Here is a 17,766-nt window from a genome sequence, read left to right as displayed (position 1 = left end):
TTATTCAAACATTGTTCGGCACACCCTGGGGCGCTTGCTGTGTTGCCGCCCGGCAATCATGTCTGAGAATTCGGGTACGAAAGTGGCGTTGAGCGGGGTTAGGAAACCCTTGTTTTCGTAGCATCATGCATGCGCTGAAGCTGCAAAGATCACTACGATTCATGAATGACCTACTAGACCTGATCGTCTTCTCACCCGATCCCGACCAACGCGCGCGCCGCAGCGACGAGCTGGCCGACATGGGTTTCTCGCCGCGCCGGTGCGAGGATTCCAACGGCCTGTTTCGCCTGTTTCAGGCGCGCCGTACGCCGTTGCTGGTGATGGAAGCCGACCTGACCGATCTTTGCATGGCGGTTGCGGGCCTGCGCGCCATGGACACCACCGCCGGCATCATCGCGGTGTCTAGCTTTGATTCGCCCGAAAACCGAATTCTGGGCCTGCACTGCGGCGCCGACGCGTGTTTTCAGCACGACGTGGCCACCGCCGAGATCGCCGCCGCGCTGCAAGCCCTGGTGCGGCGCGTGCCCGCCACGGGCCGCCGCCCCATTGCGGTCGAGCCCGAAGCCCGTATGGCCGCCACGCCCCCGGCGCCCGAAACGCCCGGCAAGTGGCAGTTTCTGGACGCCGCCTGGACGCTGGTCAGCCCGCAAGGCACGCGCTTGTCGCTGACATTGGCCGAACGCGAATTCCTGCTCAGGTTGACGACGTCGGCCGACAAGCGGCTGCCGCGCGGCGACGCTTCCGGCTCGGACGCCCAGGCCGGCCGCGAATCGGTGCGCCGCACCGATGTGGTGGTCAGCCGCTTGCGGCGCAAGGCGCAGGATGTGAACGTAGAGCTGCCGATTCGCACCGTGTGGGGCTGGGGCTACGCCTTCACCGGCGAAATCTGATCCCGGCGCGGGCGTATCATGCGACTGCGGGGCCGGTGCGCCAAGCCCGTGCCCGCCGTCCATCCCCACCCCCTTTGCCGCCATCGATATGGAAGTCTTTGAACGCCTGCAAGCCCTGCTGGCCCGGCACCAGGCCCGTCATCGCCTGATCCACCACCCCGCCGCCGGCCGCTCGGTCGAAGTGGCCGCCATACGTGGCACCGACGTCAGCCAGGGCGCCAAGGCGCTGGTCTGCCGGGTGAAAATCTCGTCCAACATACGCAAGAACGTCCTGGCCGTGTTTCCGGCGGACAAGCAGGCCGACCTGGACGCCATCGCGCGCGCCGCGGGCGGCAAGAAGGCGTCGCTGGCCTCGCAGGAACTGGCGCGCGAACTGACCGGCTGCGAAATCGGCGCCATTCCGCCCTTTTCCTTCAACCCCGACCTGCACCTGCTGGTGGACCCCAGCCTGCGCAGCCGCCACGATGAAATCGTGTTCAACGCGGGGCGGCTGGACGCTTCGATCCTGCTGAACACGGAAGACTATTTCCGGCTGGCGGCGCCGGACATCGCGCCGCTGATCAAACCCTGACGCCCCCGCCATGAGGCCACCGTGTCCCGCCCCCTGACCCGCCACGGCGCGCGCGGCGCCAACATGCGCTGGCTGATGAGCCTGGCGCACATGGAGCCTTCGCCCGTCAGCCGCTGGGTGGCGCTGCGCGCGGCGCTGGCCATCGGCCTGCCCTGCGCCGTGGGGCTGGCGCTAACCCAAGGCGGGGCCGCCGCGCTGGTGGCGCTGGGCGCGCTGCCGGCCATCACGGGCGACAACGGCGGCCCGTATCGCAACCGCGCCTTGTCCATCGGCTGCACCGTGCTGGGCGGCGCGCTGGGTTACCTGCTGGGCAACCTGGTGGCCGGCCACGGGCTGTGGACGTCGGCCGCCATGACGTTGCTGGTGCTGATCGCCAGCCTGGTCGGCACCTTCAACAACATTGCGGCGGTGGCCACGCTGCAATTCGCGGTGTACGTCATCGTCGGGTCGAGCCTGACGTCCACCCTACCGCCGTGGCTGCCGTCCGTGCTGGTCGCCACGGGCGGGCTGTTCGGCCTGGGGTTGACGCTGGTGGGCTGGGTCATCCACCCGATCGCCCCGGAACGCGCCGCCGTCGCGCTGGCCTATCGCAAGCTTGCCGCCTTGTTTGCCGCCATCGGCACGTCGCGCACCATGAGCGCGCGGCGCGACATGGAAGCGGCCATGACCACCGCCTACGACACCGTGCTGGCGGCACGCGGCCGCGCCGCCGGCCCATCGCCGCGCCTGGCCCGGCTGGCGGCGCAGTTGCAGGCCTGCACGCCACTGACCAATGCCGCCCTGGCGCTGGCGCGCGCGGGGCGCCCCTTGCCGCCCACTTGCGCGCGCGTGATGAACCGCCTGGCCGACCGTGTCGAAAACGACCGCGAGCCCTCCCCCGATGACGATATCGCCGCCTTGCGCCAAGCCGGCATGGCGCAGCTGGCGGAGGCCTTGGCGCAGGCGTTGCCCCTGATGCAAGGCGTCAAGCCGGCCGACGCGGACCCGCTGGATGGCCTGACGCCCGCCCGCCCGCGCACGCCCTGGCGCGTGCTGGCCCGCACTTATCGCCCCGGCCCGACCACCGTGCGTTACCTGATCCGGCTGGGCCTGTGCCTGATCGCGGCGGAAGCCGTGGCGCTGGCCGCATCGCTGCCCCGTTCGTACTGGGTGCCGCTGATCGTCGTGGTGATCTTCAAGCCGAACTTTGGCTCGGTGTTTGCCCGGGCGCTGCAAAGCTGCGGCGGCAGCGTGGTGGGCGTGGCGATCAGCGCCACCGTGCTGGCCGTGGACCAGAATGGCGTCGCCAGCCTGTTGACGGTGGCGGTGCTGGCGGCGCTGCTGCCGTGGTCCATCCGGCGCAACTACGGCCTGTTTTCCGCCATTCTTGTACCGATCCTGATGCTGTTGATCGGCGCCTTGCAACCGGGTTCGTGGGCCATCGCGCTGGCCCGGCTGATCGACGTGGGCGTGGCCGCCGGCATTGTGTTGCTGGTGGGCTATCTGCCGTGGATACGCATCGAACGCAACAACCTGGACCACGCGGTTTCCGCCGCGATGGACACGCTGGCCGCCTACGTCAACACCGTATTCCAGGCAGACGCCGCCAATCGCCACACACTGCGCGCGCGGGCCTACGCCAGCTTGTCGGACCTGCGCATCGCCTTGCAACGCGGCTTGTCGGAACCGCGCCTGGTCAGCCGTCGGGCGCTGGCCTGGTGGCCGGTGGAGGTTGCGCTGGAACGCGTGGCCAACGCGGTCTCCGACACGGCGTGGTCGCTGCCACCCGGCCGGCCCGCACCCGGCGCCGCGCAAGTCGGTCTGCTTGCCCAGGCCTTGCACGCGTTAAGTGTGGCGGTGGCCAGCGGCACGCCGCCGCCGGATGCCGCCATCACGGCGCCATCACCCGCGCTGGCCGACGTGGCCGCCGAGATCGAGAACCTGCGCGCCGCGCTGACCGGTCCGGAATTTGCCGCGACGACGCCGGGCGTGCGCCCCCCCAACCCAACTTCCCACCAGGTTTGAACCATGTGTCTTGCCGTATTGGCCCTGCACGCCTTGCCGGGCATTCCCGTCCTGATCGCCGCCAATCGCGACGAATTCCACGCGCGGCCCACGTATCCGGTCGCGCAATGGGCCGATGCGCCCACCGTCTACGCGGGCCGCGACGGCTTGGCGGGCGGCACCTGGATGGGCGTGACCACGCGTGGACGCTTTGCACTGGTGACCAACTATCGCGAACCGGGCAAGCATCTGAACCCTGCCCCGTCACGCGGGGCGCTGGTCGAGGACTATCTGCGCGGTGACGATCCGCCCGATGTTTACCTGGCCCGGACGCATGAGTCGGATCAGGCGTACAACGGTTTCAACCTGATCGTGGGCGACTCGCGCCAGGCCTGGTACCTGAGCAACCGCGACGGCCCGCCGCGCCCGCTTGACCCCGGCATCTACGCGTTGTCGAACCATTTGCTGGATACGCCCTGGCCCAAGCTGGCCCGTACCAAGACGGCGTTTACCGATGTGCTGGGCCGCTCGCCGCAACCCGATCTGCCCGCCTTGTTCGACGCGCTGGCCGACCGCCAGACCGCCACCGATTCCGACATGCCCGCCACCGGCCTGCCGCCCGATCGCGAAAAGCTGCTGAGCAGCCCGTTCATCGTCAGCCCCGATTACGGCACCCGCAGTTCCAGCGTGCTGGTCCTGTGTGATGGGGGCTCGGGGCAACTGGACGAACGGCGCTTTTCACCCGACGGCACGATCAGCGGCGAAAGCCGCCTGGCGTTCGACTGGAAACCTTAAGCGCGCGGGGATATGCTGGCCGGGCCGGCCGGCGGAAACAATCGGTTGATCTTGCAGACCGACCGCTGCGAACTCCTTGCCGGTGCCCAGGTCGAAACGTACTCGTCCACTTCAGGAGAATCAGATGAACAAACGCATTGAACGCTGCACCATGTCGGCCATGATGGCGCTGGGCAGCATGGCGATTGCCGGCGTGTTGTCGACGGCTCAGGCCGCGCTGCCGGCGGTCCAGCAGCAGGGCTCGGTGCAGTACATCAGCGGCGGCATCGGCATCGACGAATCCGAAGCCATGAAAGCCGCCGCCAAGGATTACCCGCTGTCGCTGACCTTCGCCGCGCAGCGCGACGGTAAAGCCGACTACGTGGCCAGCGTGGCCGTGGTCATCCGCGATGCGCAAGGCAAGGAAGTCCTGAAGACCACGGCCGAAGGCCCGTACATGCTGATCAAGCTACCCGCGGGCACCTACAAGGTTTCGGCAACGTACGAAGGCCGCGCGCAAGAGCGCGAAGTGAACGTGCAAGGCGCGGGCAGCGGGCGCGCGGTATTTGAATGGAAGTGATGGTCTGGAAGTGAAGGCCACCGTCACGACCAGCCCCCCCCGCTCAGACGCCGGAAAACAGGATCGCGATGACAAAGCCCACGCCGATCGTCCACACCACCGAACGCAGCGCGCCCCAGCCTGCCAGGTACATCGCCAGATAACCCAGACGCACGCCCAACCAGCACGCCATCAACGTGGCGACGTGGGCGGGCGGCGCCTGCGTGTACAGCGCGAACAGCACGGCCGCGTAGAAGAACGGCAGCGATTCAAACGTATTGATCTGGGCGGCATTGGCGCGCGCGCGCCATCCTTCCTGACGCCCCAGCCAAGCCCGGGGGTCGTTGTTGTCAAACTTCTGCCCGCCCGCCTTCGCCACAATTGTTGAGACGAACGGCAAAATGGCCGCCGCCAACATCAACCACGCAATCATCTTCATATCGACTCCTGTTGCGGCCACGTGAACCGGCCGGATACGGGGCGGGCACGTCGCCGCCGCTGCGGCATGGTCGCCCGAATGCGGCTAAATGAAAAGGCCGGCGATGGCCGGTGCAGCGTTGCGCGGGTTCTTAGTGCCATGTCGCGCTTGCCCCCCAGGCGCGGGCCTTACACTTTGCGCTTCGCATTCCCCGCCCTAACGCATCCATGCCTTTGTACAGTCCGTGGCCCGCCTTGTTTCTTGCCGCCTTGATGCTTTGGCCGCCCGCCACGCGGCGCTGGGCGCTGGTGCCGTTGGCGATGGCCTGGGCGTGGGCATGGAGGGATGGGGTGATCGATCCGGTGGCGCTGGCCGCGCCCGCACTGTTGGCTTTGACCGCCGTCTGCATCAGGCCGACTTTCCAGGCCAATTCCCCCGCCACGCCCCCGCCCGCCCTGCGCCTTTTCGGCCATCTACTGTTCGTGCTGCTGGCCGCCGCGCTTTTTTTGCATCTGATACCGGGCTTTCACAACCCGCAAGTCATCGCGCCCGCCCCGCTAAGCGCGGATGCCGTGGCGTTTGGCATGTACTTGAATCTGGATAAACCGCTGGTCGCGTTCTGGGTGATCTTGGTGCTGGCGCCGCCCATGGTGGGCGGCTACGTGGGCGCGGACGCGGGCCGCGCTCTCGGCAGCGACGCGCGAAGCCATGCGGGCGGCAATGCGGGGGGCATTGCCGTCCACATCGCCGGCCGGACTTTGGTGGCAGCGCTGCTGGCGTGCGCGGCTGCCGTGCTGGTCTGCCTGGGCCTTGCACTCGCGCTGGGCGTGGTGGGCTGGGCGCCCAAGTGGCCCGACACCGGTTGGATCTGGCTGCTCAATAACGCGCTGCTGGTGACGGTGGCCGAGGAAGCGCTGTTTCGCGGCTATGTGCAGCAGCAACTGGCCGCGTGCTGGCGGCATCGACGCTACGGCGGCTGGGCCGCGCTGGGCGTTGCCGCGCTGCTGTTCGGGCTGGCGCACTTTGCCGGCGGATGGCAATGGATGTTGCTGGCCACGATGGCCGGCTTGGCGTACGGCGCCGCCTATCGCTACGGTGGCCTGGCCGCGGCGGTGCTGGCGCACCTGGGCCTGAACGCCGCGCACTTCGGGCTGTTTACCTACCCGATGCGCGCGGTGTTCTAGCCGGCCCGCGACACCCCAGGGGCTTACGGCAGCGCCGGGTAGTCCGTATAGCCGGTGGCGCCCTGCGCGTAGAACGTGGACGGTACGGGGGTGTTCAGCGGCGCATTCAATTCAAAGCGTCGCGCCAGGTCGGGGTTGGCGATGTACGGCACGCCAAAGGCCACGGCGTCGGCCCGCCCCGCTTCGAGGGCGGCTTCGGCCGATTCACGGGTGTAGCCCTCGTTGGCGATGTACACGCCCCCGAACGCCGACTTCAGGCGCGGGCCCAGGCTGTCTTCGCCTTCATGCTCGCGCACGCACACGAACGCAATGCCGCGCTTGCCCAGCTCGGTCGCCACGTACAGGAAGGTCGCGGCGGGGTCTGAATCACCCATGGTGTGCGCATCGCCGCGCGGCGACAGGTGCACTCCCACTCGGTCGGCACCCCAAACAGCCACGCAGGCATCCACCACTTCCAGCAGCAGACGGGCGCGGTTTTCCAGCGATCCGCCGTATTGATCGGTGCGGTGGTTGGTGCTGTCCTGCAAGAACTGGTCCAGCAGATAGCCGTTGGCGGCGTGCACTTCAACGCCGTCGAAGCCGGCTTCCATGGCCATTTGCGCGCCGTGGCGGTAGGCGTCGACCACGCCCGCCAGCTCAGCCGTTTCCAGCGCACGCGGGGTCACGTAGGCGCGCTTGGGGCGCACGTGGCTCACATGCCCCTCGGCGGCGATGGCGCTGGGCGCAACGGGCAACTCGCCATTCAAGAAAATCGGGTCGGAAATGCGCCCCACGTGCCACAGCTGGGCCACCATCAGGCTGCCCTTGTCGTGGACGGCGGCGGTCACTTTGCGCCAGCCCTTCACTTGTTCGGTGGACCACAGCCCGGGGGTGTCGGCATAGCCCACGCCTTGCGGCGTCACGGCGGTGGCTTCCGACAAGATCAGGCCCGCGCCCGCGCGCTGGGTGTAGTACTCGACCATCAGGTCGTTGGGAACACGGCCTTCGCTGGCGCGCTGGCGCGTCAAGGGGGCCATGACAATACGGTTGCGCAACGTCAGCGCGCCGACGCGCAGGGGTTCAAACAGCTTGCTCATGCAGATTCCTACATATCCTGGTTCAACTGCCGCAGGAATGCGGCAATCACAACTTCATTGCGACGGAAAAAGACCCACTGCCCTACCTTGGTCGACGTAATCAGCCCCGCGCGCTGCAACACAGCCAGGTGCGAGGACACGGTTGACTGCGACAAGCCGCAGCGGTCGTCGATGTGGCCCGCGCACACCCCGTGTTCGAAGGTGTGGCCCGGACGTTCCTCGAAATACGCATGCGGCGTCTTCAGCCATGCCAGGATGTCGCGCCGCACCGGATTGGCCAACGCCTTGATGATGGCGTCGGCGTCAATGGCGGGTGCGGCATGGGACGGATCGTCGGACGAAGTGGAAGCGGGTTGGGTCATATTGGTATATCGCAATTTATCGAATCATAAATCGAATAAGTTCGATATATGGTCATGCCCCTGCGGGGAACAAGGTTTTGCGGATTCGTTTGTGCTCAGTCGCCCTGCACGCGCCCGCGCAGGCGCTTGACCTCGCCATGCAGCACTTTGCGCTGCACGCGACGGCGTTGGGACGAGCGGGTGGGCTTGGTCGCGCGACGCGGTTTGTCGACCTGGATCGCGTTGCGCACCAGGGTCACCAGCCGTTCGATGGCTTCGGCCCGGTTTTTTTCCTGGCTGCGAAAAGACTGCGACTTGATGACGATGACGCCGTCTTTCGAGATGCGGTGATCGCTGACGGCGCACAGCGCGTCCTGCACCTCTTGCGGCAAGTGCGAGGCCCGCACGTCAAAGCGCAGGTGGACGGCGCTGGACACCTTGTTGACGTTCTGGCCGCCCGCGCCTTGGGCGCGGATCATGCTGAACGTCAGGTCGCGTTCGTCGATATACAGGGAATCTTGGACATGAAACATAGGGCGGGAGTCTATACCAAGTAAAATATTCCGCTTTTGCCCGATTTTGATGCTGACCCTGGGTGGCTAGCAACCCCTAGCCAGCAACCTCTATGACCTACACCGCCAAAGAAATTTTCAAGACCCTGCAAGGCGAAGGCGCCCACGCAGGCCGCGCGGCGGTATTTTGCCGGTTTGCGGGGTGCAACCTGTGGACCGGCCGCGAAAGCGACCGCGCCAGCGCCGCCTGCACGTTCTGCGACACCGACTTCATCGGCACCGACGGCGAAGGCGGCGGCAAGTTCGCCACGCCGGACCTGCTGGCCGATACCATCGCCGCCACCTGGGGCCCCGGCACCGAAGACCGCTACGTGGTCTTCACCGGCGGCGAACCGCTGCTGCAACTGGACGCGGCGCTACTGACCGCGATCCACGCACGCGGCTTTACCGTGGCCATCGAAACCAACGGCACCGTCAAGCCGCCCGCCGGCATCGACTGGATTTGTGTCAGCCCCAAGGGCACCGCGCCCATCGTCATTGACCGGGGCCATGAATTGAAGCTGGTCTACCCGCAGCTGAACGCCCTGCCCGAGACCTTCGCGCATCTGGATTTCGAGCACTTTTTCCTGCAACCCATGGACGGCCCGGCGCGCGTGGCCAACACCGAAAAGGCCGTTCAGTACTGTATGCAGCATCCGCAATGGCGGCTGAGTTTGCAGACCCACAAATACATAGGCATTCCATGATTTACCCCCACGCGCGGCGGACCGCGCGATGATTTCCGTGACCCGCAGGCTGGAATTCGACGCCGGCCACCGCATCCCCGACCACCGCAGCCAATGCCGCAATCTGCATGGCCACCGCTATGTGCTTGAAATCACCCTGACGGGTGACGTGGTGCAGGCCCCGGGCGAATCCGACAACGGCATGTTGATGGATTTTTCCGAGATCAAGCACATCGCCAAGACCCACATCGTGGACGTCTGGGATCACGCGTTCCTGGTGTTCGAGGGCGATGCCGCCGTGCGCGGTTTCCTGGACACCCTGCCCGACCACAAGACCGTGGTGCTGGACCGCATCCCCACCGCCGAGAACCTGGCCAAGATCGTCTTCGACACGCTGGCGCCGTACTACCACGGCCACTATGGCGCCGACCTGCGCCTGACCCGCGTGCGCCTGTATGAAACGCCCAACTGCTGGGCTGACTGCGCGGAATAATCCGCCGCGCCGTCGCGACCACGGCGCCACGTAGGGCCGCTTGCTGGGGCCGCCTTTGCGGCCCCATTTTTCCGTCCATGGAAAAGTCCGCATTGATCTGACCGATTGGAAAAATCAATGGAGATATTCGTCATATTCAATTATTAGTAAGCTAATAGATAGGATACAATCGATTTCCATGAACACTCCTTCCGACTCCCAACTCATGGCCACCACCGCCAACCTGATGGTGCTGTCCCGCGCCTATCGTGGCGCCGCCGACAAGGCGCTGGCCGACTACGGTTTGTCGCAGGCCACCGCCTGGCCCGTCATCCTGGCCGGGCGCCTGGGCGACGGCGTGCGCCAGGGCGCGCTGGCCGAGGCGCTGGGCGTCGAGGGCCCGTCCCTGGTTCGCGTGCTGGATCAATTGGTGGCCGCCGGCCTGATGGAACGCCGCGAAGACACCCATGACCGCCGCGCCAAAACCCTGCATTTGACCGAAGCCGGCCATGCGCTGCGGGCTCAGGTCGAAAACGTGCTGGTGGAACTGCGCCGGCGCGTATTCAACGGCGTCAGCGAATCCGATTTGCAAGCCTGTCTGCGCGTGTTTGACGCGCTGAGTGTGTCGCTGGGACGCGGCACAGGGGCCCATCAACAGGACAACGCATCGTGAAATTGCCGAACGTTCGCGAAACCATTTTTTCGCTCAAGAGCTATCTAAGCGCCATCATGGCGCTTTATCTGGCCTACAGCATTGGTTTGCCGCGTCCGTTCTGGGCGATGACCACCGCCTATGTCGTGGCGCAGCCCTGGTCGGGCGCGGTGCGCTCCAAGGCGCTGTACCGCCTGGTCGGCACGTTTGCGGGGTCGGCCGCCACCGTCTATATGGTGCCGCGCCTGTCCAATTCCCCCGTCGTCATGACGGCCGCCATGGTGATGTGGGTAGGCGCCTGCCTGTACATGTCGGTGCTGGACCGCACGCCCCGGTCGTACCTGTTCATGCTGGCCGGTTACACCGCCGCCATGATCGGGTTTCCCAGCGTGACGGACCCGTCGCTGGTGTTCGACACGGCGCTGGCCCGGGTGGAAGAAATCAGCCTGGGCATCGTGTGCGCCACGCTGGTCCACAGCATTGTGCTGCCGCGTGGCCTGGCGCCCGCGCTGACGCTGCAACTGGACAAGGCCGTGCGCGACGCCCGCAACTGGATGCACGACACGCTAAGCGGCAAGACCGCCGAACAGCGCGACCGCGATCGCCGCGTGCTGGCCAACGACATCACCCAGCTGCGCCTGCTGTCCACCCACGTGCCGTTCGACACCAGCAACCTGCGCTGGACGTCCGGCGCGGTGCGCGCCATGCAGGACCAGATTTCAGCGTTGACGCCTGCCGTTTCGGCCGTGGAAGACCGCCTGCGCGCGCTTCAGGCCAATGACCAGCCGTTGCCCGACACGGTGTCCGCGCTGCTGAACGATATTTCAGAATGGATCAATGCCGGCGCCCAGGCCTCGCACGACACCGCCGTGCAACTGCGCGCGGCCGTCTCCCATGCCACGCCCGCCATCGACAGCCATTCCACCTGGCGCGACGCGTTGCTGGCCAGCCTGATGACCCGGCTGCGCGAACTGATCGATACCTATGACGAATGCCTGGCGCTGCGCCGCGAAATCCACGCCGGCTTGAAAGGCGCGCCACGGCGCGGGTCGATGCGGGGCGGGATGCACCACGCCCGCCCTGCCCGCGACCCCAACGCCGCGCTGCACCGCGACCACGGCATGGCGCTGCTGTCGGCGCTGGCCGCGGGCGTGGCCATTTCCGTGTGCTGCGCCTTCTGGATCGGCACGGCCTGGAGCAACGGCGCCACGGCCGCATTGATGGCCGCCATCTTCAGCTGCTTCTTTGCGTCGCAGGACAACCCGGTGCCGGGCATCATGCAGTTCCTGACCTACACGGTGTATTCGATTCCGCTGTCGGCGCTGTACCTGCTGGGCATCATGCCCGCCATACATTCGTTTGAAATGCTGGCGCTGGCGATGCTGCCCACCGCCTTCGTGCTGGGCATTTTCATCGCGCGTCCCGCCAGCACCGGAAAGGCCATGGCGATGCTGTTCGGCTTCTTGGGCACCATGGCGCTGCAAGACACCAACACCGCCGACATCGTGTCGTTTATCGATACGCAGGTGGCGCAGTGCATGGGCGTGGCCACGGCGGCCATCATTGCCGCCATCTTCCGCACGGTCAGCGCCGACTGGAGCGCCCGCCGCATCCAGGCCGCCAACTGGAAAGAACTGGCCACGCTGGCCAGCTCGCCGCGCGCGCCGTCGCGCCACACCTACACCGCCCGCATGCTGGATCGCATCGGCCTGCTGCAACCGCGCCTGGCGCTGGCCCAGCGGCCCGACGACCTGGTTGCGGCCGATGCGTTGAAGGATTTGCGCGTGGGCCGTGACATCACCGAACTGCAACGCGCGCGTCGCCATCTGCCGATGGCCGAAGCCACGATCCAGCCGGTGCTGAACAGCCTGGCGCAGTTTTTCCGCGCGCGCTCGGCGTGGCGCGTTGGCGAAAAAACGCCTGAATTCCTGGCGCAGATCGACCGCGCGCTGTCCAGCGTGGCGGGCTCGCCGCAAGGGGTGGCCGCGCGCGACCGCGCGGTGGTGGCGCTGGTGGGCATCCGCCGCGCCTTCTTCCCTGACGCCCCCGACTACCAACCCGCCCATCCCACCATGGAGGGCCACGCATCATGATCGGCGAATTCAATCTGTACGGCATTTACTTCCCCTGGCTGCTGGTGCTGGGCGTGGTCACGCTGGGCGTGGCCTGGGCCTTGCGCCGCGTGCTGGCGCGCATCGGCCTGTACCGCCTGGTGTGGCACCCCGCGCTATTTGATCTGGCGCTGTTCGTGGTGCTGCTGTATGGCGTGTCGCTCATTTCCCCTTATTTTCTTCAGAGATAGGTATGAAACTTCCCAACGCCCTTCGCCCTGCCGCCATCGGCAAGTTCGCGGTGACGGCCATCGTCGTCGCTGCCGCGGCCTACGCCGGCTGGCAGTTGTGGGTGCACTATGAAGTCGAGCCCTGGACGCGCGACGGCCGCGTCAAGGCCTACGTGGTGCAAGTGGCGCCCGACGTTTCCGGCCTGGTCACCAGCGTGCCCGTGCACGACAACCAGGACGTGAAGGCGGGCGACCTGCTGTTTGAAATCGACCGTGCCCGCTTCCAGCTGGCGTTCGACCAGGCGCAAGCCTCGGTGCGTTCGCAACAGGTGGCGCATGACCAGGCGCTGCGCGACGCCAAGCGCAACCGTTCGCTGGGCCAGTTGGTGGCCGCCGAAGCCGTCGAACAAAGCCAGACCAAGGTGCAGCAGACCGAAGCCGCGCTGGCGCAAGCGCAGGTGCAACTGAACACCGCGCGCCTGAACCTGGAACGCAGCCGCGTGGTGGCCGCCAGCGATGGCCGCATCACCAACCTGGATCTGCGCGCGGGCTCGTACGCCACGGCCGGCCGCGGCGTGATGGCGCTGGTGGATGCGGGCTCGTTCTACGTCGAAGGCTACTTCGAAGAAACCAAGCTGCCCGGCATCCAGGAAGGCGCGCCCGTCACGGTGACGCTGATGGGCGATTCGCGCCATATCCGTGGCCATGTGGAAAGCATCGCCATGGGCATTGCCGACCGCGACCGCAGCACCGGCGCCAACCTGCTGCCCAACGTGAACCCCACCTTCAACTGGGTGCGCCTGGCGCAGCGCATTCCGGTGCGCGTGAAGATCGACGATGTGCCCGAAGGCGTGCGGCTGGTCGCCGGCCAGACCGCCACCGTGTCGGTGGACCCCACGCCCGCGCCCAGGCAGGCCGCTGACCGCAACGCCGCCCGCTGACCCTGCAACGCGCGCCCCACAACCCTTCTTTCATCTCATATCAACGCCAAGCCGTAGCTGCCATGAACACCAAATTTCTTCTGCCGTTGACGCTGGCCATTGCGCTGGCCGGATGCACCACCGTGGGCCCTGACTACCAGGTGCCCGCCGCGTCGGTCGCCCAGCGACAGAGCGCGGCCGCCCCCTTCGTCGAGGCCGGCTCCAAGGTGTTCGCGCAGGAAGCGGTGAGCGGCCACTGGTGGCGTCTGTATAACGACCCCGTGCTGGACGGGCTGGTGGAAAAGGCACTGTCCGCCAACACCGACCTGCGCGTGGCCGGCGCCAACCTGGAACGCGCGCAGGCTGCCGTGCAGGAATCGCAGGCGCAGCAGCAACCCGGCATCGGCGTGAATGCGTCGCCCACATTCGGCCATGTGTCCGGCTTGCAGGAACTGCAACCCGGCATCGACCCGCCCAACCACTGGGCCTATTCCGCGGGCGCCAGCGTGTCGTATCAACTGGATCTGTTCGGCCAGATCCGGCGCGCCATCGAAGCCGCTACCGGCGACGCCCAAGCCGCCCAGGCCGCTTACGATGCCACCCGCGTGACCGTGGCCGCCGAAACCACGCGCGCCTACGCCAACATGTGCGCGGCGGGCATGCAGCTGGCCTCGGCCCAACACTCCGTGCAGGTGCAAAAGGAATCGCTGGACGCCGTCAGCCGCTTGCAGCGCGCCGGCCGGGGCACCACGCTGGACGTCACGCGCGCGCGCAGCCAGCTTGAACAATTGCAGGCCAACCTGCCGCCCTTTCAGGCACAGCAGCGCACGGCGCTGTACCGCCTGGCCGCGCTGACGGGGCAAACCCCGAACGACATTCCCGCGTCCTTGCTGCAATGCGCCGCCGCGCCGCGCCTGAGCAGCACCATTCCCGTTGGCGACGGCGCCGAACTGCTGCGCCGCCGCCCCGATATCCGCCAGGCCGAACGCACGCTGGCAGCGGCTACCGCGCGCATCGGCGTGGCCACCGCCGACCTGTATCCCAAGGTCACGCTGGGCCTGTCCGCCGCATCGGGCGGCCCCGCCGCCATGTTTGGCGACCGGGGCACGTTCAGCTGGAGCGTGGGTCCGCTGATCTCGTGGACCATCCCGAACACGGGCGCGGTGCAGGCCCGCATCGCCGAAGCCGAAGCCAGCACGAAGGCGGCGGTGGCGCGCTTTGACGCCACGGTGTTGAACGCGCTGCGCGAAACGGAAAGCGCACTGGTCGTCTACGCCCGCCAGCTGGACCGCGACGCCGCCTTGCGCGCCGCCCGCGACCAAAGCGCCGAAGCCGCCTCGCAAGCACGCCGCCTGTTCCAATATGGCAAGACGGACTACCTGACCGTGCTGGACGCCGAACGTACGTTGGCCACCAACGAAAGCGCCCTGGCCGCCTCGCAAGCCGAACTTAGCAGCGACCAGATCGCCGTCTTCCTGGCATTGGGCGGGGGCTGGGAAAAGTAGCCAGCCGCTTTACTCGCACCTGCGCCCTGCCTTGTAGGCTGCGGCTTCCCAAAGCGCCCGACCCGGGCGCTTTTTTTCGTCCTGTCGCGGCTGGCCTGAAGCATGCCGAGTCAGCGCCGGGCGGGGAGCCCTATCCCGATGTGCCATGCCGATCAAATCCATTTCCATAATATGGATGGATCATTGCCGTACGGCTTTTCGCGCCCGTAGAATTCGGTGCATACCTACACGAAGACATGAGACAAGCTGGGGTAAACGCCCCTACGCCTTCGCCCGCTGGGCCGCAACACGACCAAACCAGAATCCATATTATGGAATCCCCGCGCACCCCCATTGACGCCAGTGTGCTCGACAGCATCACCAAGCTCGGCAGCGCGGACGCGGGCCGCGTGGTGATCGCCGGTTCCCACGGCGGGCGCTATGCCGCCTATTGCGCCGCGCGCGGCCGGGTGCGGGCGGTGATCCTGAACGACGCCGGCCTGGGGCTGCGGCAAGCGGGCATTGCCGGCCTGTCGGACCTGCAACGCTGGGGCGTACCCGCCGCCACCGCCGACTATCAAAGCTGCCGCATCGGCGATGGCGCCGACATGCTGCGCCACGGCGTCATCAGCCACGTCAATTTACGGGCGCAAGCCTTGGGCTGCGTGCCTGGCATGCGCGTGGCCGAGGCCGCCGCGCGGCTGGCCCTGTCTTCAGCCTCCTACCCACCGCCCACGTTGCAAGACGAGTCACGCAGCGTGTTGCGGACGGCGGCCGACGGCACGCCGCAAGTCATCGGCGCGGATTCCGTATCGCTGCTGGATCAACGCGACGACGGCCTCATCGCCGTCACGGCATCGCACGGCGAACGCCTGGCCGGTCTGGCCACAGACGGTGTCAAGGCCGCGCCCCGGCTGGTCACCTTCAACGACGCCGGCATGGGCCGCGACGGCGCGGGCACCGGCCGGCTGCCGCTGTTGCAGCAGCGCGGTATCGCGGCGCTGACCGTGTCCGCCCATAGCGCCTGCATCGGCGACGCGCGGTCCTGCTACGACGAAGGCGTGATCTCGTCAGCCAACGCGCGCGCCCGCGATCTGGGCGGCCGCGTCGGCACCCCACTGAAAACCTTTATCGATGCCCTGCTCAACGGGCGCGCCAACACTTAAGACTCAGGAGCACACCTCGCATGTCGGAAAAACTGGAAATCACGGGTGGCGAAGCCATCGCGCGCATGTTCGCCGCGCACGATGTCGGCTTGATGTTCGGCATGGGCGGCTTTCAGCTGCTGCCGTTCTACGACGCCGTGCGTCGCCTGAATCTGAACCATCACCTGATCAACGACGAGCGCTGCGCCGTGTTCGCGGCCGACGCCTACACCAAGGTCAGCGGCCGGCCCGGCGTGTGCGACGCCACGCTGGGGCCGGGCGCCACGAATCTGGTCACCGGCCTGGCTGAAGCCTTCAACGCCGGCACGCCGCTGGTGGCGCTGGTGGGCGATTCGCACCGTCTGCATTCCTGGAAGAACATGACGCAGGAAGCGCGCCAGCTGGAAGTGCTGCGGCCGGTGGTGAAAGACGTGCTGCGCATCGAGATGATCGAGCGCATTCCGGAACTGGTGCGGCGCGCCTTTGCCGTCGCCACCAGCGGGCGCCCCGGCCCCGTGGTGCTGGACGTGCCTGAAGACATCGCGCATGCGGTCCACGCCTTTGATGCCGACGCGTTCTACGCCAGCGCCAACACCCGCCGGGCCCCGGCACTGCGCTGCCGACCCGATGCGGACGACCTGGCGCAAGCCGCCAGCATGCTGGCCGGCGCCGCGCGGCCCTTGATGCTGTGCGGCGGCGGTGTGCATATCAGCGACGCCGCGTCGGCGGTGCAGGCCTTTGCGCAGCGCTTCAACATCCCGGTGGCCCACACCATGAGCGGCAAGGGCGCCATCGCGTGCAGCGACCCGCTTAACGCCGGCCTGTTCGGCCGCTACAGCCGCATCGCCAACGACTTCATCGCCAAGGCCGATTGCCTGTTCGTGGTGGGCTGCAAGCTGGGCGAAGTGGCCACGCGCCGCTACGAGCTGTTGAGCGCGGGCGCCCCCGTCATACACCTGGACATCGTGGCCGAAGAATTCGACCGCACGACCACGCCCGCCCTGCGCCTGTGGGGCGACGCCCGCGCCACGCTGCAAGAGCTGGCCGAACGCATGGCCGACCAACCGCTGCAAACCGACCGCCAAGCCTACGCGGATGAAGTCGGGCAAGCCATGCACACGTGGCGTGAATCCGTGCAGGGCAAGCTGACGTCGCCGGACAGCCCCATCGGCATGGCGCGGCTGATGCACGAGATCAACGCGACGCTGCCCGAAGACGGCATCCTGGTCGCGGACGGCGGTTTTGCCGCGCATTGGGGCGGCCTGCTTTTCGACACCAAGCGTGCCGGGCGCGGCTTCGTGCCGGACCGGGGCTTTGCGTCCATCGGCTACGGCATCCCGGGCGCGATCGGAGCCGCCGCCGCCGCGCCGGGCCGTCAGGTCATCAGCCTGACGGGCGATGGCGGCTGCAATATGTCGCTGGGCGAATTGGAAACGGCGGTGCGCATGGGCCTGGCCTTCACGCTGGTGGTGGTGAACAACGCGGCATCGGGGTATATCAAGGCGCTTCAGCATCTGATGTACGGCAGCGGCAGCTACCAGTCGTCGGATCTGGTGGAAACCAACTACGCCAATGTGGCGCGCGCGCTGGGCTGCAACGGCATCCGCGTGGAAGACCCCGCCGACATCCAGGCGGCGTTGGCCCGCGCGTACGCCTGCAAGGACCGCCCCACCATCCTGGACGTCGTGGTGACACGCGACCCGGCGCACATGCTGCCGGGGGTGGACAGCCGCGCCGCGAAGATCAAGCCGGGCGACCGCATCGCGTGACGTTCGGCCA

At 67.1% G+C, this 17,766-nt stretch carries 19 protein-coding genes; 15 read left to right on the top strand and 4 right to left on the bottom strand.

What is annotated here, in order from left to right:
* The first annotated feature begins 161 nt into the window (after positions 1–161).
* The 5 genes from V6F88_RS03335 (at position 162) to V6F88_RS03315 (ending at position 4,798) form a co-directional block, all read left to right on the top strand.
* Entirely contained in the window at positions 162–890 is a 729-nt protein-coding gene (locus V6F88_RS03335) for a DNA-binding response regulator (RefSeq protein WP_332607947.1), read from the top strand.
* Positions 891–978: 88 nt separating this feature from the next.
* Positions 979–1,461 (top strand): YbaK/prolyl-tRNA synthetase associated domain-containing protein, encoded by a 483-nt coding sequence (locus V6F88_RS03330; protein WP_332607945.1) that lies wholly within the window; start codon positions 979–981, stop codon positions 1,459–1,461.
* A 21-nt stretch (positions 1,462–1,482) separates the two neighbouring features.
* The gene (locus V6F88_RS03325; RefSeq protein ID WP_332607942.1) at positions 1,483–3,465 is read left to right on the top strand and encodes an FUSC family protein; all 1,983 of its coding nucleotides are present in this window, start codon (positions 1,483–1,485) and stop codon (positions 3,463–3,465) included.
* A gap of 3 nt (positions 3,466–3,468) precedes the next feature.
* Entirely contained in the window at positions 3,469–4,239 is a 771-nt protein-coding gene (locus V6F88_RS03320) for an NRDE family protein (RefSeq protein WP_332607941.1), read from the top strand.
* 124 nt (positions 4,240–4,363) lie between these two features.
* Entirely contained in the window at positions 4,364–4,798 is a 435-nt protein-coding gene (locus V6F88_RS03315) for a carboxypeptidase-like regulatory domain-containing protein (protein ID WP_332607939.1), read from the top strand.
* A 43-nt stretch (positions 4,799–4,841) separates the two neighbouring features.
* Here V6F88_RS03315 and V6F88_RS03310 read toward each other — a convergent pair whose 3' ends face one another.
* On the bottom strand, positions 4,842–5,216 hold the full coding sequence (locus V6F88_RS03310; RefSeq protein ID WP_332607937.1) for an MAPEG family protein: 375 nt from the start codon (positions 5,214–5,216) through the stop codon (positions 4,842–4,844).
* Between the two features lie 206 nt (positions 5,217–5,422).
* Here V6F88_RS03310 and V6F88_RS03305 point away from each other — a divergent pair, with 206 nt between their 5' ends.
* Positions 5,423–6,379 (top strand): CPBP family intramembrane glutamic endopeptidase, encoded by a 957-nt coding sequence (locus tag V6F88_RS03305; RefSeq protein WP_332607936.1) that lies wholly within the window; start codon positions 5,423–5,425, stop codon positions 6,377–6,379.
* Positions 6,380–6,402: 23 nt separating this feature from the next.
* Here V6F88_RS03305 and V6F88_RS03300 read toward each other — a convergent pair whose 3' ends face one another.
* The 3 genes from V6F88_RS03300 to arfB all read right to left on the bottom strand — a co-directional run bounded on the left by V6F88_RS03300 (position 6,403) and on the right by arfB (position 8,329).
* Positions 6,403–7,455, bottom strand: coding sequence for an alkene reductase (locus tag V6F88_RS03300; RefSeq protein ID WP_332607934.1), 1,053 nt, complete (start codon positions 7,453–7,455; stop codon positions 6,403–6,405).
* 8 nt (positions 7,456–7,463) lie between these two features.
* Positions 7,464–7,817 carry an ArsR/SmtB family transcription factor gene (locus tag V6F88_RS03295; RefSeq protein WP_332607932.1) on the bottom strand — a complete coding sequence of 118 codons (354 nt, stop codon included), beginning with the start codon at positions 7,815–7,817 and terminating at the stop codon, positions 7,464–7,466.
* 95 nt (positions 7,818–7,912) lie between these two features.
* Complete coding sequence (arfB, locus tag V6F88_RS03290; RefSeq protein ID WP_046807866.1) at positions 7,913–8,329, bottom strand: alternative ribosome rescue aminoacyl-tRNA hydrolase ArfB; 417 nt, start codon at positions 8,327–8,329, stop codon at positions 7,913–7,915.
* 92 nt (positions 8,330–8,421) lie between these two features.
* Here arfB and queE point away from each other — a divergent pair, with 92 nt between their 5' ends.
* The 9 genes from queE (at position 8,422) to V6F88_RS03245 (ending at position 17,756) form a co-directional block, all read left to right on the top strand.
* Positions 8,422–9,054: a 7-carboxy-7-deazaguanine synthase gene (gene queE, locus V6F88_RS03285; protein WP_104143859.1), complete on the top strand. Its 633-nt coding sequence runs from the start codon at positions 8,422–8,424 to the stop codon at positions 9,052–9,054.
* 28 nt (positions 9,055–9,082) lie between these two features.
* On the top strand, positions 9,083–9,526 hold the full coding sequence (queD, locus tag V6F88_RS03280; RefSeq protein WP_332607927.1) for a 6-carboxytetrahydropterin synthase QueD: 444 nt from the start codon (positions 9,083–9,085) through the stop codon (positions 9,524–9,526).
* A 178-nt stretch (positions 9,527–9,704) separates the two neighbouring features.
* A complete protein-coding gene (locus V6F88_RS03275; protein ID WP_332607925.1) occupies positions 9,705–10,178 on the top strand; it encodes a MarR family winged helix-turn-helix transcriptional regulator in 474 nt (157 codons plus the stop codon).
* Complete coding sequence (locus tag V6F88_RS03270) at positions 10,175–12,250, top strand: FUSC family protein (RefSeq protein ID WP_332607923.1); 2,076 nt, start codon at positions 10,175–10,177, stop codon at positions 12,248–12,250. Before V6F88_RS03275 ends, V6F88_RS03270 begins: the two co-directional genes overlap by 4 nt.
* Positions 12,247–12,459 carry a DUF1656 domain-containing protein gene (locus V6F88_RS03265; RefSeq protein ID WP_046807861.1) on the top strand — a complete coding sequence of 71 codons (213 nt, stop codon included), beginning with the start codon at positions 12,247–12,249 and terminating at the stop codon, positions 12,457–12,459. The genes V6F88_RS03270 and V6F88_RS03265 overlap by 4 nt, the downstream gene beginning before the upstream one ends.
* Before the next feature lie 2 nt (positions 12,460–12,461).
* Complete coding sequence (locus V6F88_RS03260; RefSeq protein WP_332607920.1) at positions 12,462–13,379, top strand: HlyD family secretion protein; 918 nt, start codon at positions 12,462–12,464, stop codon at positions 13,377–13,379.
* A 62-nt stretch (positions 13,380–13,441) separates the two neighbouring features.
* Positions 13,442–14,863 carry an efflux transporter outer membrane subunit gene (locus V6F88_RS03255; RefSeq protein ID WP_332607918.1) on the top strand — a complete coding sequence of 474 codons (1,422 nt, stop codon included), beginning with the start codon at positions 13,442–13,444 and terminating at the stop codon, positions 14,861–14,863.
* Positions 14,864–15,174: 311 nt separating this feature from the next.
* Positions 15,175–16,008 (top strand): hypothetical protein, encoded by an 834-nt coding sequence (locus V6F88_RS03250; RefSeq protein WP_332607916.1) that lies wholly within the window; start codon positions 15,175–15,177, stop codon positions 16,006–16,008.
* Positions 16,009–16,028: 20 nt separating this feature from the next.
* On the top strand, positions 16,029–17,756 hold the full coding sequence (locus V6F88_RS03245) for a thiamine pyrophosphate-binding protein (protein WP_332607914.1): 1,728 nt from the start codon (positions 16,029–16,031) through the stop codon (positions 17,754–17,756).
* Positions 17,757–17,766 lie beyond the last annotated feature (10 nt).

Source organism: Achromobacter sp. ESBL13, from assembly GCF_036668755.1.
Classification (GTDB): domain Bacteria; phylum Pseudomonadota; class Gammaproteobacteria; order Burkholderiales; family Burkholderiaceae_B; genus Achromobacter.
This window is presented reverse-complemented; position numbering and strand designations above follow the sequence as displayed.